General features: G+C 78.7%; 11 protein-coding genes and 1 tRNA gene. 6 read left to right on the top strand and 6 right to left on the bottom strand.

Annotation, left to right across the window (positions count from 1 at the left end):
- Nucleotides 1–6: 6 nt before the first annotated feature.
- The 4 genes from LO771_RS28170 to LO771_RS28155 form a co-directional block, all read right to left on the bottom strand.
- Nucleotides 7–195, bottom strand: a complete 189-nt coding sequence (locus tag LO771_RS28170) for a hypothetical protein (protein ID WP_230747688.1) — start codon at nucleotides 193–195, stop codon at nucleotides 7–9.
- 28 nt (nucleotides 196–223) lie between these two features.
- The gene (locus LO771_RS28165) at nucleotides 224–730 is read right to left on the bottom strand and encodes an Asp23/Gls24 family envelope stress response protein (RefSeq protein WP_230747686.1); all 507 of its coding nucleotides are present in this window, start codon (nucleotides 728–730) and stop codon (nucleotides 224–226) included.
- 117 nt (nucleotides 731–847) lie between these two features.
- Nucleotides 848–2,101 (bottom strand): L-2-hydroxyglutarate oxidase, encoded by a 1,254-nt coding sequence (gene lhgO, locus LO771_RS28160; protein WP_230747722.1) that lies wholly within the window; start codon nucleotides 2,099–2,101, stop codon nucleotides 848–850.
- A 101-nt stretch (nucleotides 2,102–2,202) separates the two neighbouring features.
- Nucleotides 2,203–3,675 carry an MFS transporter gene (locus tag LO771_RS28155; RefSeq protein WP_230747684.1) on the bottom strand — a complete coding sequence of 491 codons (1,473 nt, stop codon included), beginning with the start codon at nucleotides 3,673–3,675 and terminating at the stop codon, nucleotides 2,203–2,205.
- 677 nt (nucleotides 3,676–4,352) lie between these two features.
- Here LO771_RS28155 and LO771_RS28150 point away from each other — a divergent pair.
- The 4 genes from LO771_RS28150 (at nucleotide 4,353) to LO771_RS28135 (ending at nucleotide 8,477) form a co-directional block, all read left to right on the top strand.
- A complete protein-coding gene (locus LO771_RS28150; protein ID WP_230747681.1) occupies nucleotides 4,353–6,638 on the top strand; it encodes an asparagine synthase-related protein in 2,286 nt (761 codons plus the stop codon).
- A 272-nt stretch (nucleotides 6,639–6,910) separates the two neighbouring features.
- Complete coding sequence (locus LO771_RS28145; RefSeq protein ID WP_230747679.1) at nucleotides 6,911–7,498, top strand: universal stress protein; 588 nt, start codon at nucleotides 6,911–6,913, stop codon at nucleotides 7,496–7,498.
- 64 nt (nucleotides 7,499–7,562) lie between these two features.
- Nucleotides 7,563–7,635, top strand: a tRNA-Gly gene (locus tag LO771_RS28140).
- Nucleotides 7,636–7,778: 143 nt separating this feature from the next.
- A complete protein-coding gene (locus LO771_RS28135; protein WP_230747677.1) occupies nucleotides 7,779–8,477 on the top strand; it encodes a DsbA family oxidoreductase in 699 nt (232 codons plus the stop codon).
- An 85-nt stretch (nucleotides 8,478–8,562) separates the two neighbouring features.
- Here LO771_RS28135 and LO771_RS28130 read toward each other — a convergent pair whose 3' ends face one another.
- Nucleotides 8,563–10,347 (bottom strand): sigma-70 family RNA polymerase sigma factor, encoded by a 1,785-nt coding sequence (locus LO771_RS28130; protein ID WP_230747676.1) that lies wholly within the window; start codon nucleotides 10,345–10,347, stop codon nucleotides 8,563–8,565.
- 682 nt (nucleotides 10,348–11,029) lie between these two features.
- Complete coding sequence (locus tag LO771_RS31190) at nucleotides 11,030–12,061, bottom strand: TetR/AcrR family transcriptional regulator (RefSeq protein WP_304944878.1); 1,032 nt, start codon at nucleotides 12,059–12,061, stop codon at nucleotides 11,030–11,032.
- A 489-nt stretch (nucleotides 12,062–12,550) separates the two neighbouring features.
- On the opposite strand from LO771_RS31190, the gene LO771_RS28120 reads away from it, so the two are divergent.
- Complete coding sequence (locus LO771_RS28120) at nucleotides 12,551–13,984, top strand: FAD-dependent oxidoreductase (RefSeq protein ID WP_308189028.1); 1,434 nt, start codon at nucleotides 12,551–12,553, stop codon at nucleotides 13,982–13,984.
- A 188-nt stretch (nucleotides 13,985–14,172) separates the two neighbouring features.
- Complete coding sequence (locus LO771_RS28115; RefSeq protein ID WP_374228268.1) at nucleotides 14,173–16,095, top strand: SpoIIE family protein phosphatase; 1,923 nt, start codon at nucleotides 14,173–14,175, stop codon at nucleotides 16,093–16,095.
- Nucleotides 16,096–16,488: the final 393 nt, after the last annotated feature.

The following is a 16,488-nucleotide window of genomic DNA, read 5'->3' as shown; positions in this document are numbered from 1 at the left end:
CCGCCGTCACCGCCGGTCCCGCGGTCGCACGAGGTCCCGGAGGTCCCGGACGTCGAGGCCGCCGTCGAGGACGCGCCCCGCGACCAGGCCCACCGCGCCGAGCACGGCCACCAGCAGGAACGCCCAGAAGCCGCCGAACGCCCCCGCGAACCCCAGGGCCATGCCCGCGGCCAGCCCCACCACCGCTCCGCTCATCGCGACGCCCCTCCGCAGGCCCGGGCCGTCACTTCACCCGGCTCTCGGGCTCCGGGAGGTCGTCCTGCTCGTCGGGCAGGTGGACGTCGTCGACGGCGATGTTCACCTCGACGACCTCCAGGCCCGTCATCCGCTCCACGGCGGCGATCACGCTGCTGCGCACGTCCGCGGCGACCTCCGCGATCGGCACGCCGTACTCGACGACGACGTCGATGTCCACGGCCGCCTGGCGCTCGCCGACCTCGACCTTCACGCCCCGTGAGACGTTGGCCCGGCCGCCGGGCACCCGGTCCCGGACGGCGCCGAGGGTCCGCACCATGCCCGCGCCCAGGCTGTGGATGCCGGGGACCTCGCGGGCGGCCATGCCCGCGATCTTCTCCACCACGCTGTCCGCGATGGTGGTCCGGCCGCGCTCCTCCGGGGCGGTCCCGGCGCCGGTACGGCCCGTCAGCACCCGGGCCCGGCCCTCCCCGGCCTCCCCGGTCCTCGCGACGGCGGCGGTGCGGACGGCGGTCGTGGCGGTCGTGTCCGACATGGGTCCTCCTCCTCGCTGCGGGCACCCTGCGGTGTCCGTCGGGGAGTCGGACCCGGCGGCGGGCGGGACCTCACGCGGGCCGGGGTGTGACGTGCGCCACATGGGGCGGCGGGGCGGTCAGCGCTCCGCGTCCAGCGCGGCCAGGGCCCGCCGCGCCACCTCCCGGCCGATCGGCAGCGAGGCCGTCGCCGCCGGAGACGGCGCGTTCAGGACGTGCACCAGGCGGGACGGGCGGCCCGAGGCCGTGTCCGGCTTCGCCTCCGGATCGAAGCCGGCGAAGGCGAAGTCGTCCAGCAGCGTGCCGTCCCGCGCCACCGCCTGCGCCCGCACCCCGGCGGGCGCAGACACCAGGTCCTCCGTCGCGACCTCCGGCAGCAGCCGCCGCACCGCCGCCGTGAACGCCCGCTTCGACAGCGACCGGTGCAGCTCCCCGACCTCGTACCGCCAGTGCCGCCCGACGATCCGCCAGGTGCCCGGGAACGCCGCCGTCGCCGCCACGTCCCGCAGCCGCACCGTCCGCCGGTCGTAGCCCTCCAGGGCCAGCGCGGGCACCGCGTTCGGCCCCACGTGCACGTCGCCGTGGACGCCCCGCGTCAGGTGCACGCCGAGGAACGGGAACGCCGGGTCCGGCACCGGGTACACCAGCCCCCGCACCAGGCCGCGCCGCTCCGGCACCAGCTCGTAGTACTCGCCGCGGAACGGCACGATCCGCACGCCCGGGTCGTCGCCCGCCAGCCGCGCCACCCGGTCGCTGTGCAGCCCGGCGCAGTTGACCAGCACCCCCGCCCGCAGCTCCGCGCGCCGCGTGCCCACCACCACCCCGTCCGGCCGGTGGTCCACCCGCAGCACCTCCTCGGCCGGCCGCAGCCGCGCCCCGGCGGCCTCCGCCAAGGCGCCGAGGCGCCGGGCGACCGCCGGGAAGTCGCAGATCCCGGTGGTGCCCACGTGCAGGCCCGCCACCCCCGCGACGTGGGGCTCGTGCTCCGCTATCCCGGCCCGGTCCAGCTCCCGCACGGGAATGCCGTTCTCGCGTCCGCGCCGCGCCAGGGCGTGCAGCCGCGGCAGCTCCTCCCGGTCCACGGCCACGATCAGCTTCCCCGTCACCTCGTGGGCGATGCCGTGCTCCCGGCAGAACTCCACCATCTCCGCCGCGCCGCCCACCGCGAACCGCGCCTTGAACGACCCCGGGCGGTAGTAGACGCCGCTGTGGATCACCCCGCTGTTGCGGCCCGTCTGGTGCGACGCCAGGAAGTCCTCCTTCTCCAGCACCCCCACCGAGACGCCCGGCCGCTCCCGCACCAGCGCGTACGCCGTCGACAGGCCGACGATCCCGCCGCCCACCACCAGCACGTCGAAGTCGTACCCCACCAGGCGTTCTCCCCGTTCGGCCGCCGAAGTCCCCGCGATCGTGCCACGGGCCGGCAGGCCGGTGAAGGCCGCGCGCCGGCCCGCCCCCCCTGCGCCCCCGGGCGCTAGGCGGACGCCGCCAGGACCAGCTTCGCGCGCTCCTCCAGCTCCCGCACCGCCCGCTCCCCCCGGAACGGCTCCAGCCGCCGCAGCATCTCCAGCACGTACTCCCGCGTCCGCTGCGACGAGATCCGCCCCGCCACGTCCACCGCCCGCGCCCCCGCGGCCACCGCCGCGTCCAGCTCGCCGGCCTGCACCTCCGCCATCGCCGACACCACCAGCCGCAGCCCGTGCGACCGCACGAACCCCTCCGTCGGACGCGCCAGCGCCTCCCGCGTGAACTGCCGCACCTTCGCCGGGACCCCCAGGTCGCGGAAGCACTCCGCCGCGTCCGCCGCCAGTCGGTCGTACGAGTAGAAGTCGATCCACGCCGGGTCCGCGTCGCCCGCGCGGGAGCGCTCCAGCCAGGACTCCGCCGCCGACAGCGCCGCCGAGCACGCCCCCGCGCTCCCCGCCCGGGCGTGCGCCCGCGCCTCCACCAGGTGGAAGAAGCTCATCGTCCGGGCCGTCGCCAGCCCCCGGTTGCGCTCCAGCGCGGCCTGCGCCAGGTCCACGCCCTCGTCCGCGAACCCCCGGTACGTCGCCTGCAGGCTCATCGACGCCAGCACGTACCCGCCCAGCGGCACATCGGCCGCCGCCCGGGCCAGGCGCAGCGCCTGGATGTAGTACCGCTGCGCCGCCTCGTGCTGGCCCGTGTCGAACGCCATCCAGCCCGCCAGCCGGGTCAGCTCCGCCGTCGCCCCGAACAGCGCCCGGCCCACGTCGTCGCTGTACGACGCCAGCAGCAGCGGCGCCGCCTCCATCCGCAGGCAGCCCGGCACCATCGACGAGCGCCAGTCGCCGCCGCCGTACTTGGAGTCCCAGCGGCGCGCCTCCTGCGCCGCCTCCCGCAGCTTCGCCGCGTCCGCGTGGCCCACCCGGTACGACGACAGCTCCGCCGGCGACGCCGTGTCCGGCAGCAGGACCCCGCCGTGGCCGGGGACCGCCGACGGCTCCTCCCGCGCCACCGAGCCGTCGGCGGGCGTGATCAGCCACCGCGACACCGGCATCGCGTACGCGGTCACCGAGAACGTCCCCGCGAGGCTGTCGCTCCAGCGGCTTCCGCCCGGCGCCCGCCGGTTCTCCAGGTCCACCCTCCACAGGTCGGTGGCGGTCCGCACCGCCTCCGGCACCTCCCGCGGGAAGGCCAGGCCCACCTCCGGCGCCGGATCGGTGTCGCCCAGCCCGATCTCCTCCAGCGGCACCGGGCGGCCCAGCTTGCCGCCGATGGCGCTCGCGATCAGGTGCGGCACCGGGCCCTGCGGCACCATGCCCTTGGTGACCCACCGGGCCACCGACGTCTTGTCGTAGCGCAGCGTCAGGCCGCGCTGCGCGCCCAGGTCGTTGACGCGCCGCGCCAGCCCGGCGTTGCTGATCCCGGCCAGGGACAGCAGTGAACCCAGCTTCTCGTTCGGCCCCCGCGGGCTGCTGGTCGTCAACCCTGCCACCCCCTCGGCGCTGGCGTTCCGACAGCCTTGGCACACCCAGAGTAGTTCGGTGCATCCCGACGGTTAAGAGGCGGTGTTCCGGATGGCGAGATTGCGCGCTTTTCCGGCCGCTTGCCGGTTGTGCGGGCGTGCGCCCGCCCGTGGTTGCCGACCGTTTCCGATCGCCTCGCCGTTCGCGGGCCGTTCCGCGGCGGCCGGGCGGGGTCCGGCAGTCGCGGAACGGCCCGGTGGTGCCGACGGTGCGGCGGGTGCGGCGGTGCGTCTGCGTGCTCCGGTGCCGTGCAGGCGTGCGCCCGCCCGTGCGACCTGTGCGGGCCGGTGGGGCGGCGCTTCCCTGGACGGTGTGGGTCGGCCCGCCGTCCGAGGACCCGGTGGGCCGGGGGACGCCGCCGCCTCATTCCCCGCGGGCGGCGGACCGGCTCGGGGGGGCGTGCGGACGCCCTCCCGGGCTGTGCTTTTCCGGGCCGTCCCCCCGCGAGCGGCCGGTCCGGGCCGGGGAGGGGGAGGCCCGGGCCGGTTCCGCGAAGACCATCGCGCCCGTTCTGTGACGGAACGTCACCGTATGCGGAGCGCACGTCCTCACATCACCCGTGCCGACACCGCAGAACTCCGCGGGGACTGGTGGCACGATTGTGCCCGACGGGGAACCCGGGTCCCGTGGAGGCGCGATGCGGTGGTTGGCGGGCTGGAGCGGTGGTGCGCCCGGGGCCGGGGCGCCGTCCCGCGAGCCCGGGGCCGACCCCCTCCGCACGGTGCGCCCCATCGCCGCCCGCCTGCTCTGGCCCGGGCCCGACCCGCTGTGGGCGGTCGGGGACTGGCGCCCGGACGAGGTGCGGCTGGTCACCCTGCGGCCCGGCGCGGCCGCCGAGTCCGCCACCGGATTCCCCGCGATCCCCCAGGACCCCGACGCCGCCTCCCCGGACCCCGCACCGCACCCGCAGGTGCCCCGGTCGCGCCGGACCGCCCCCACCGCCCGGCTGGCGGTCGTCGGCCGGTGCGGCGCCACCGACGCCGAGCTCCGCTCCGGGCTCGCCGCCGCCCGCGGCGGCGCCCTGCGCCACCTGACGGCCTGGCCCGGCAGCTACACCGCCGTCCTGCAGCTCGGCACCCGGACCGTCCTGCTCACCGACCTCGCCGGGGTCCTGCCCGTCTTCCACACGCCGTGGTGCGGCGGCACCGCCTACGCGACCGCCGCCCTGCCGCTCGCCGACCTGGTCGGCGCCGGTGTGGACGCCGCCCACCTCGCCGCCCGGCTGGCCTGCCCCGAGGCGCCCGAGGCCGTCGGCACCACCACCCCCTACCTGGGCGTCCACCGGGTGCCGCCCGGCCACTCGCTCTCCGTCCGGTCGGGCCGCGCCCAGACCGCCCCGTACGAGGAGGCCGCCCCGACCGCGGGCGGACCGGTCCGGCTCGCCGAGGCGCCCGCGGTCCGCGAGCTCACCCGCTCGCTCCTGGAGGCCGTCCGCTGCCGGATCCGCACGCAGCCCCCGCCGCCGGGCGGCGCCCCGGGGCGGGCCCGGATCGGCGCGGACCTCTCCGGCGGCACCGCCTCCACCACCCTGGCCCTGCTCGCCGCCGCCACGCCGGCGGCCCGGCCGGCCGCGCCGGCCCCCGGGGGCGGCGGGTCCCCGGCGGACGACGGGCCCCGCAGCGGAGCGGTCCGGGGGTCGTGGGCCCGCCCGCGGACCGCCCCGGACGGCGCCCCGGCCCCGGACGCCTCCTCCGTCCCCCTGACCGCCGTCACCTTCGCGGAACCCCCCGCTCAGCCCCCCGCCGGCGCGCCGGACGCCCCCGGGCCCGCGCCCGCCCCGGCCCTGGACCGCGCCCGCAGCCTCGCCGGTGCGGTGCCGTGCCTGCACCACACCGTCGTCCCCGCCGGCGCCGACGCCCTGCCCTACGCCGACCTCGCCGGCGACCCGCTCGCCGGTCCCCTCACCGACGAGCCGGGCCCCGCCCTGGTCGACGTCGCCGCGCTGCGCGCCCGGCTCGCCGCCGGCGGCGCCGACCACCTCACCGGCTACGGCGCCCGGCAGGCCCTGGACGGCCACCCCGCCCGCCTCGCCGACCTGGTGCGCGACCGCCGCCGCCGCGACCTGGTCCGGCCGGTCGCCGCCCTCGCCCGGGCCGACAGCGCCGCCGAGGGCCCCCTCGCCGGCGCGCTCGGCACCCCCGTCTCCGTCCTCCGCGCCGCCCGCCGCCTCGCCCGGGCCCCGTACGCGGAGGCGCTGGAGGACGCCGCGGTCCTCCTCCTCTCCCGCCACGGACCCGCCGCCGCCACCAGCCCCGGCAGCGCCTCCGCGGCCGCCCTGACCTGGTGCGCCCCCGGTCCCGCCGCCCGCTGGCTCTCCGACTCCGTGCTCTCCGGCGTCGCGGTGCGCCTGCGGCTCGCCGCGCGCCGCCCCGCCCCGTCCGAGCGGCCCGGCGAACGCCGGGCCCGACTCGCCCTGCACCGCCACGCCGCCGCGTACCGCGTCCTCGCCCAGGCCGCCGAGCAGTACGGCCAGCGCCTGCACGCGCCGTTCCTCGACAACCAGGTGGTCCGGGCCTGCCGGCTGGTCCCGGACGGCCTGCGGGTGCAGCCCGGCGCCCGCCACACCCTGCTGCGCGCCGTGCTCGCGGGTGCGGGCGTCGCCGGACTGCCCGCCGACTGGGGCGCGGGGCCGCGCCCCGACCGGGCCTCGGCCGCCCGGTCCGGTCTCCGGCACGCCGCGGACGGGCTGGAGGAGCTCTTCCGCGCCCCCCTCCTGGCGGAACTCGGCCTGATCGACCTGCCCGCCGTCCAGCGGGCCGTCGCCCGCGCCGCCGACGGTGCCGCCGCCGTCCCGCTCGACGGCCTGGCCGAGCTGGTGGCCACCGAGCTCTGGCTGCGGCGGTACACCGCCCGCCGCAACGGCTCCTGCTGGACCGGCATGCCCGTCGCGGAGCGCCGGGCCCTCGCCGCCCACCCGGGCTGACCCGGTCCCGGCCGCCCCGCCCTGCCCGGCCGCCCCGCCCGGCCGCCCCGCCCTGCCCCGCGCTGCCCAGCCGGGCCCCGGCCGCCGCGGCGCGGCCGGGCCGTCCGCCTGGACCGTCCTCCCCGGCCGCCCCCTCCGGCCGTCCGCCGGAGTTGCCTGGCCGGGTCCGCACGGCCGGGGTTACATGGGAGGCGGCGGTTCCGACCACCCCCGCGAGGGGCCGCCGCCCCCGGGAAGAGCCGCCGAGGGCCCCGCTCCCGCGAAGGACCGCCATGCCCGCCCCCCACGAACCGGCCCGCCTGCCGCCCCATGCGGACGCCGCCGACCTGCCCGTCTCCGAGATCCCGCCCGGCCCGCCCCTCGCCCCCGGCGTCCTGGCCGCGGTCGACTGCTCCAACGGCTCCCTGTGGGCCCTGGACCGGGCGATGACGGAGGCCGAGCTGCTCGGCCTGCCCCTGTACGTCCTCTCGGTGGTCGACCCCTCCCCCGGCGGCTACACCCTGGGCATGGCCGAGATCGTCCGTGACGGCGTGGCCCGGCTCCTGCACTCCGCGCGGGACGGCCTGCGGCGCAGCGTCCTCGCCGTCCAGGACGCCCGCCCCCGCCCCTTCGCCGGGCGCGTCTCCCTGCACGTCGTCCCGGGCGACGCCATCGCCACCGTGCTCGACTGCAGCGCCCGCCACCACACCCTGGTCGTGGGCGCCCGGGGCAACGGGGGCTTCGCCCGGCTGCTGCTCGGCTCGGTCAGCACGGCCGCCGTCCACCACGCGGCCTGCCCGGTCCTCGTCGTCCCCGCCCCGGCCGCCGGGTCCGCACCGGCCGCCCGACCGGCCAACTCCGCCGTCGAGGGACGAGTTTGATCTCCCGCCGGAATCCGGTAGAGTTCCACACGTCGCCAGGAGAAAGGTTCCTCCGGGTGAACGCGCGGATGTAGCTCAGTTGGTAGAGCGAAACCCCTCCAGGGTTTAGGTCGTAGGTTCGAGCCCTGCCGTCCGCTCCGCACAGAGGAGGGCCCCGGCGCCGGAAGGCGCCGGGGCCCTCGTCGTTCCCCCCGTCACGGCCCGCCCCCGGGAATTCCGCAGGCCCCTCCGGACGTTCACCCCGCCCGTACGAGGACGCAACCCGAGGACGGAACACCCCATGAAGGTCGAGATCTACTCCGACATCGCCTGCCCCTGGTGCTACGTCGGCAAGCGGCGCTTCGAGCGCGCCCTCGCCGCCTACCCGGGCGCCGACAGCGTCGAGGTGGTCTACCGGCCGTACCAGCTCGCCCCCGACGCGCCCACCGAGGCCGAGCCCCTGGAGCCCGTGCTGCGCCGCAAGTTCGGCGACCGGATCACGGAGATGAACGCCCGCCTCGCCGAGGTCGGGCGCCAGGAGGGCATCGCCTTCGACTTCGCGTCCGCCCAGTCCGTCAACACCCTCCTCGGACACCGCCTGCTCCACCTCGCCGAGACCGAGTACGGCGCCGCCGTGCAGGCCCGCCTCAAGAACGCCCTGCTCCACGACTACTTCGTCGACGGCGGCAACGTCGGCGACCGCGACCGGCTCACCCGGCTCGCCGCCGCGGCCGGCATGGACGAGGAGCGCGTCGCCGCCTACCTCGCCTCCGACGAGGGCGCCGCCGAGGTGCGGGAGCAGATCGCCGAGGCGCAGCTGATGGGCGTCACCGCCGTCCCCACCTTCGTCTTCGAGGGCCGCTGGGCCGTCCAGGGGGCCCAGGAGGCCTCCACCTTCCTCCAGGTCCTGGAGCAGGTCGCGGCGCAGACCGCCGCCCCCGGCGGAGCGGCGGAGGGCGCGGGGGACGACGCCTGCGCCGACGGGTCCTGCACCGTCTGACCCGCCCGGCCCTGGGCCTCCGCCCGCCCGTCCGGCCCGGACCGGCCTCCGACGGGGCCGGGCCGGACGCGCGGCCCCGCGCGGCTCAGCCCCTGCAGCCGAGCCGCGCGTCCGCCCAGTCCGCCACGTCCAGCAGGCTCCACCCGTCCCCGGCCGGCTCCACCACCAGCCGCACCGACCGCTGTCCCGCCAGCGGCACGTGCACCCCCACGGCGCCGCCCCCGGCCACGGGGGACGAGCGCCACAGCGTCCGGCCGTCGCCGCCCACCACGGAGAAGACCACCCGTCCGAGCCCCTGCGCCATGTCGTCGATCCCTGCCCGGGCGTCGAACGTCGCGCAGCGGCGGCCGAGGTCGACCGACACCTCCGACGGCGCCCCCACGGTGACCCCGTGCCAGGAGCGGACGCCGCCGGTGCCGAGCCCGTGGCGGTTCCAGGACCAGCCCGTCCCCTGACCGTGCACGCCCTGCGGCCGCGGCGGCCCCACGACCGCGAAGGGCAGCTCGTCCAGCCAGTGGCGGTCCACCGCGGGCGGCGCCTGCAGGGGCGGCGGCGCAGGGGCGGGCCGGGGAGCGGGCGGCAGGGGCGTCCTCGGCCGGGCCGGGGGCGGCGGCGCGGCCGTCGGCCGCCGTACCGGCCGGAGCACGGGGTGCCGGTCCGGGGCCGGTGCGGCGCGCGGCGGCACGGGGGCCGGCACGGGCCTGGGCCCCGGCACCGGCGTGTCGCCGGTCCGGTGCGGCGCGGGGGTCCGCGGCGGGGGCGTCCCCCGACCGGGCGGGACCGACGGCGGCACCACCTGCGACGGCGCGGCGGGCGGCACCGCCCGCGCGGGGGGCCGGGCCGTGCCGCCCGAGAGCGCGTAGGCCAGGACCACCCCGGCCACGGCGGCGGCCGCGGCCGCGCCGACGGCCGCCTTGGCGGCGGCGCCCATCCCCTCGGCGGCCGTGCTCCCGGCGCCGCCGCCGGCCGTGCCGGCGCCGCCCGCGGCCGTGCCCGCCGCCGCACCGCCGGAAGCCGCCCCCGTCGCGACGGCGGCCGCGGTGAAGTACCCGGCACCGACCCAGACGAGCACCCCGCCCGGGAGGACGGCCCGCAGGCCCGCGTTCAGGTCCAGCAGCTCCAGGTAGGCGGCCGAGCAGCGGTCGCACCCCGCGAGGTGCGCCTCCGTCTCCGCGGAGGCGCGCTTGCGCAGCGCGCCCCGGGCGTGCGCGCCCAGGCGCTCGGCGTGCCGGCGGCAGGCGTCGTCCTGCACCGCCGAGACGTGCGCCTGCAGGAACGCCGCCGCCAGCCGGTCCCGCGCCCGGTGCGCCTGCACGGCGGTGGCGTTCGCGGTCTTGCCGAGGAGCACGGCGACCTGGCGCGGGGGTTCCCGTTCGACCTCGGTGTGCCAGAGCACCACCCGGTCCTCCTCCGGGAGGGCGGTGAACGCCCGGACCACCATCCGCCGGTCCGCGCGGGCCAGCGCCCATGCGTCCGCACCGGGGTCCGCGCCGTCCGGCCGGCCCTGCGCCGCGGAGGAGTCCGCGAGGGCGGCGAAGTCCGCCACCAGGTGCTCCCGGCGCTCGCCGCGGCTCCAGGCGGCGGCGACGTTGCGCACCGCCGTCAGCAGGTAGGCGCGTACGGCGAGGTCCGGCCCGCGCCCCGCCCGCAGGGCCTGGAGCGTGCGGGCGAACACCTCGCCCGCCAGGTCCTCGGCCGTGAAGCTGTCGCGGCAGCAGGTGCGGGCGTACCGGCGCACGGCGTCCGCATGGCGCCGGTACAGCTCCTCGTACGCCCCGTCGTCGCCCCCGCGCACCCGCGCCGCCAGCTCGGCGTCGGACGGCGGCAGGTCCCCGTCCACCGGGTCGGCGGGCGCCGGGACCGCGGGCACGCGCCCGGGGGCCCCGCCGGCCGGCGCGGCCGCGGCCGGGGTCACCCCGCCGAACCCGGCGGGCGCCTGCCCCGGCACGCGCGGCGTTCCGGCGGCACCCGGCCCGGTCAGCGCCTCCTCGTCCGGCGGCCGGCCCTGGACCGGCACGTGGCCGCCGGGCGGCGGCTCCTGCGGGCCGTCCGGCCCGCCTCCGTGCGGCGGTCCGGAACCGTCGCCGCCGCGGCCGGGGCCGTCACGGCCCTCAGCGCCCACCGTCGCCGCCGTACCGCACGTCCGCCCGGTCGGGCGCGGCCGCCGGGCGGCCGGCCGACGCTCCCGCAGGGCTCTGGCCTCCGATCACCGGCACAGAATGGCACAGCGGCATGTGCCGGACCCCCGGTCGGCGGAACAACCCACCCATCAGGGGAGGGTGCGCACCGGCGCCGTCCGCCGGTGTCACCCATTCGGCGGTTTCCGGCACCGGTCCGGGCCCTCCGCCGGGCCCTCCGCCGGGCTGCGCCACGGGTCCTCCCGCACCCTTCGGTGCTGTCGGCGGCCCTCGGCCCAGGGACCGCGGCCCGCAGCTCACAGCCCAGGGGCCGGGGACCGGGGACCGGTGTCCGCACGCCGGCCTGACGGGCTGTCTGGCCGGGTGCCGTCGGCCCGGGGGACGCCGTCCCGACGGCCCCCGGGCCGCGCCCCGTCAGGCCGTCCGCAGGCCGTGGAGCAGGATGCGCAGCAGCCGCTCGGAGGGCGCGCCGCCCGGACCGGCCGCACCCGCGGGGGCCGCCGGATACGACGGCACCGCCGCCGTCAGCACCAGCACCACGTCGGCCACGGTCACCCCCGCGCGCAGCACGCCCGCCGCGTCGGCGCGTCCCACCAGCGCGTCGAGCAGGTCGAGCAGCACCACCGGGTCCGTGTCCGGACCGCTCCAGGCCCCCGCGTCGTCCCCGCCCGCGCCGTCCGCCGCCGCGGTCCCCGGTGCGACGACGCCCTGCCCGGAGGCCCCGCCCGCGCCCGCCGCGGGGCCCGCCGGCTCCGCACCCCCGGCATGCGTTCCCCCGCCCTCCGCGGTCCCTGCGCCCTCCCCGCGTGCCATCCGCTCCGCCTGCCGGAAGGCCTCCGGCGGGAGCAGCCGCCCGGCGCCGGTCGCCACCGCCCGGGACAGGTAGCCCGCCAGCGCCTCCCACGGGTCGGAGCCGCCGTGCAGCGCCTCCCTGGCCCGGGCCGTGAGCCAGGCGACCTCCTCCGCGGCGATCCGCCGGACCAGCGCGTCCTTGCTGGGGAACCGCCGGTACACCGTGCCGACGCCCACCCCGGCCCGCCGCGCCACCTCCTCCATCGGCGCGCCGTAGCCCAGCTCCCCGAAGACCTCCCGGGCCGCCCGCAGCACGCTCTCCAGGTTGCGCCGCGCGTCCACCCGCAGCCTGCCGCCCGCCCGCGCGAACCCGGCCGGCCGCACGTCCGGAACCGTGCCCGGCCCCGGGCCGGGGGCCACCGCCGCCCGGCCGTACCGCCCGCCGGACACCCACTGCCCCGGCGCCGCCGCGGACCCGCCCTGCTCCGCCAAGCCCTGCCGCGCCGCGCCCGCTTCGGGCACGGCGTGCTCCGCCCCGCCCCGGCCGGCCGGGCGCGGCGGCAGGCCGCCGGCCTCCGGCCCGCGCATCCGCGGCACCTCCGCCGTGCCCACCGCCGCGGACAGGCGCGCCCGCGCCCGCTCCTGCTGATCCATAGCCCAGTCCTCCCCCCGTGGGCACCGCTCCCGCAGGCGCCCACCATGCCCCCGCGCCCCCCGGCGCTCCGGGCCTCACGTCGCCGGCTCGCTCGGCGTCCTCCCCGCCGACCCGTCCGGCCGCGGTACCGGGCCGTGCAGGCCCCTGGAAACAGCACCCCTCCGGGACCCGGTCACCGCGCCTGTACGCAGCGCGACCGCCTGTGCCGACGACGAGCCCGGGACGCCGGTCCGCTGGTCCCCCGACCATAGTTGATGGGGGTTCAGCTCCGACAGGGGCGACGGCGCGGATTCGGCCGCCCCGGCCCCGCGGCCGCACCCCCGCCCGCCGGACCGGCGCGGACGCCCTCGCGGCGCCGGTGCCGTCCGGCCGCACCGCCGTCCCCGCCCGCTCCCCGCCGGCTCCCGTGCGCCCCGTCGGCAACTTCGGCCCCGCCGATCCCGTGCGCACTGTGGACAAGAGGGCCCCCGACAGGGCGTCATGGACACGTGAACCAGGTCACACCACCGCAGGGATCCGCCGACCGCCGGCCGGGAGGCCGCCCGCCCGCCCGCGTCCTCGTCGTCGGCGGCGGCCACGTCGGCATGTACGCCGCGCTCCGCATGAGGCGCAGGCTGCGCCGCGACGAGGCCGAGATCACGGTCGTCGAGCCCCAGCCGTACATGACCTACCAGCCCTTCCTCGCCGAGGCCGCCTCCGGCGCGATCGACCCCCGCCACGTGGTCGTCCCCCTCCGCCGGGCGCTGCGCGGCTGCACCGTCGTCACCGGCGAGGTCACCGGACTGGACCACGCGGCCCGCCTCGCCCGCGCGGCCACCCCCGCCACCCGCTCCACCGGCGCGCCCGACCTGGAGATCCCCTACGACCTGCTGGTGCTCGCCCCCGGCGCCGTCTCCCGCACCCTCCCCGTCCCAGGCCTCGCCGAGCACGGCATCGGCTTCACGACCGTCGGCGAGGCCGTCGGGCTGCGCAACCACGTCCTGGAGCAGCTGGACATCGCCTCCTCCACCCGCGACCCCGCGATCCGGGAGGCCGCCCTCACCTTCGTCTTCGTCGGCGGCGGCTACGCGGGCGTCGAGGCCCTCGCCGAACTGGAGGACATGGCCCGGCACGCCACCCGCTACTACCACAACCTCACCCCCGACGACCTGCGGTGGGTCCTCGTCGAGTCGGCCGACCGCATCCTCCCCGAGGTCGACCCCGCGCTCGGCCGGTACACCCTCTCCGAGCTGCGCGGCCGCAACGTCGAGGTGCGCCTCTCCACGCGCCTGGAGTCCTTCGCCGACCGCGTCGTCGTCCTGTCCGACGGCAGCCGGTTCGCCGCCCGCACCCTGGTGTGGACCGCCGGCGTCCGCCCGGCCCCCGTCCTGGCCGGCACCGGCCTGCCCCGCGACGCGCGCGGCCGGGTCCGCTGCGACGCGTCCCTCCGGATCGCCGGCACCGGCGGCGCCTGGGCGGCCGGCGACTGCGCCGCCGTGCCCGACCTGACCCGGCCCGGCGAGACCTGCGCCCCGAACGCGCAGCACGCCGTCCGCCAGGCCAGGACCCTCGGCGACAACGTCGTCGCCCACCTGCGCGGCGAGCCGCAGGCCGAGTACCGCCACGCCCACACCGGCGCAGCCGCCTCGCTCGGACTCCACAAGGGGGTCGCGCAGGTCCTCGGACGCCGCGTCACCGGCCGCCCCGCCTGGCTGCTGCACCGCGCCTACCACCTCGGCCGGATGCCCACCCTCGACCGCAAGGCCCGCGTCCTCGCCGACTGGCTGCTGGCGGGCCTGTCGGGGCGCGAGGTCGTCTCCCTCGGCTCGCTGGAGCACCCGCGCGCCGAGTTCGAGGCCGCCATGGGGCGCGCGCCCGCCGCGCCCCCGCGACACTCCGGACCGCCGGAGCCTCCCGAACCGCTGGCCCGGCCGGGCGGCTGACCCTCCGGGGGCTGGCAGGGCGCGCCCCCGTCGAGGATCATGCAGGGCAGCGTGCCCCGGGCGCGGCCGGACCCGGCACCGCCGACCGTCCGCATCGGTCACACTGGACCACGACCCCGCGTACCAGGACGCACGCGGGGAGTGACGAGGCACGAGGAACGCGAGGAAGCAGCGGCGACTTGGATCTCATGCGCTGGAGCGCCCGGCTCCCCGGAGCACAGCGGCGTACCGCCCCGCAGCAGGCGGGCGAGCGGTCGCCCGGCCCCGCCGACGCCTCCCGCGCGGCCGCGGTCCCGTCGGCCCGCCCCGGACCGCGGACGGACGCCCCCGCCGGGCACGCCCCCGGCGACGGCACTCTCCGGGACGACACGCCCGTCCCCGACCACCCCGGGCCCCCCGGCCGGCCCGAGCCGTCCGTCCACGACGTGCTGGCCCACATCCCGGCCCTCGTCGCCGTTACCTACGGGCCCCAGCACCACGTCGGCCACGTCAACCACGCCTACACGGAGGTCTTCGGGCACCGCCCCTCCGGCGCGCCCGCCGTCGAGGCCATGCCCGAGCTGACCGAACTCGGCCTCCTGCCGCTCATGGACCAGGTCCTGCGCAGCCGCCGCCCGCGCACCGTCAAGGCGCGCCGCGTCGTCCTGCCCACCGCACCGGACCGCCACCGCTACTACAGCTTCGTCTGCGCGCCCGTCCGCGCCGGCGAACCGCTCGGCGCCCAGCTCTCCGCCCTCGCGACCGGGGCGGCCGGCGCCCCGGGCACCCCCGGCGGGCCCGCGGCCCCCGGCGGGCGGGGGGGATCCGGTCCGCAGGACGCCCGACACGGCCACGGCGCCCTCGGCCTGCTCACCGCCCGCCGCCGCGCCGGCACCGCCGCCGCATCCGACGACGGCGACGTCGCCGGCGTCCTCATCTTCGGCGCCGAGGTCACCGACCAGATGCAGGTCGCCGAACGCCTCCGGGAGAGCGAACGGCGCCACCGCGAGGCGGCGGTCACCCTCCAGCGCAGCCTCCTCCCGCAGAAGCTGGAGCAGCCCGACGACCTCCGCGTCGCCGCCACCTACCAGCCCGGCGGGGCCGACGCCGCCGTCGGCGGCGACTGGTACGACGTGATCACCCTCGGCGGCGGCCGCACCGCTTTGGTCATCGGCGACGTCATGGGCCGCGGCATGCGCGCCGCCGCCGTCATGGGGCAGCTCCGCACCGCCGTCCGCGCCTACGCCCGGCTCGACCTGCCGCCCCACGAGGTCCTGCAGCTCCTCGACGGCCTGGCCATGGAGATCGACGCCACCCAGATCGCGACCTGCCTCTACGCGGTCTTCGACCCCGACGACAACCGCATCACCTACTCCTCGGCCGGCCACCTCCCGCTGATGATCCGGGAGCCGGACGGCACCGTCACCCGGGCCGACGACCAGTGCGGTCCGCCCCTCGGCACCGGCGGCTGGCTCCACACCTCCGGCTCGGTCCCGTTCAGCCCCGGGGCCACCGGCGTCCTCTACACCGACGGCCTGGTCGAACGCCGCGGCGAGGACATCGACGTCGGCCTGGACATGCTCGACCGCACCCTCGCCGGCCCCGCCGGGCCCGCCGGTCCGCCGGACGTCCTCTGCTCCAGGCTGCTGCGGGCCATGGGCGTCACCCCCGAGCACGACGACGACGTCGCCGTCCTCGCCTTCCAGCTGCCGCAGCGGGACGAGCAGAGCGCCGACCTCTTCCGGGCCGCCTCCCTCGACCTCATCGGAACGCCCCAGACCGCGGCCCGCGCCCGCGCCTTCACCACCGGGGTGCTCTCCAGCTGGCGGCTGGGCGACGAACTGCGCGACCTGGGCGTCCTGGCCGTCAGCGAGCTCGTCTCCAACTCCCTCACCCACGGCGCACCGCCGATGCGGCTCCGGATCCGCCGCACCGACCGCCGGCTGATCGTCGAGGTCACCGACGCGGACGACCACCTGCCGCGCCGCCGCCGTGCGGCCTCCGGGGACGAGTCCGGCCGAGGTGTCGCCATCGTCGCCACCATCGCCTCCAGCTGGGGGACCCGCCGTACGCCGGACGGGGGTAAAGCGGTGTGGTGCGAGTTTCTGCTGCCGACGAACCGTGCACTCTGAGAAGGCATCAGGACCTCGCTGACGCGGTGTCGGGCCTCGACTTGACACCGCAGGGCGAAGTGCCTAGCGTACGTCGGGCTGCCTGACAGGGGGCACCGGACGCGCGCTCTGCGCGGACGGTCCCGGGGCAGCCACTCCCCAACCATTCGGGCCCACGGCCTGCGGCGGCACGTCATGTCCTCCGCTGTCCGCCGTGGATTCGGCTCGTGCGGAAAAGGGAAATGCGGCGGGTTTGGACCTCCGGTCCGGATTCGCTAGAGTCTCACCTCGCCGACGGGGCCCGAAAAGGCCAGGTCGGCAGGCTTTCCGGAGTCGGAGGGCGCGGAACGGCGAGGCAGGGATCTGCTAGAGTCGGAAAGCGCCGGAAGGCGAAGGAAAGAACGCAGGAACCCC

The organism is Streptacidiphilus sp. ASG 303, assembly GCF_020991365.1.
In the GTDB taxonomy this organism is placed as follows: domain Bacteria; phylum Actinomycetota; class Actinomycetes; order Streptomycetales; family Streptomycetaceae; genus Peterkaempfera.
The sequence above is the reverse complement of the archived record's forward strand: the minus strand, read 5'-3'. Positions and strand labels throughout refer to the sequence as shown.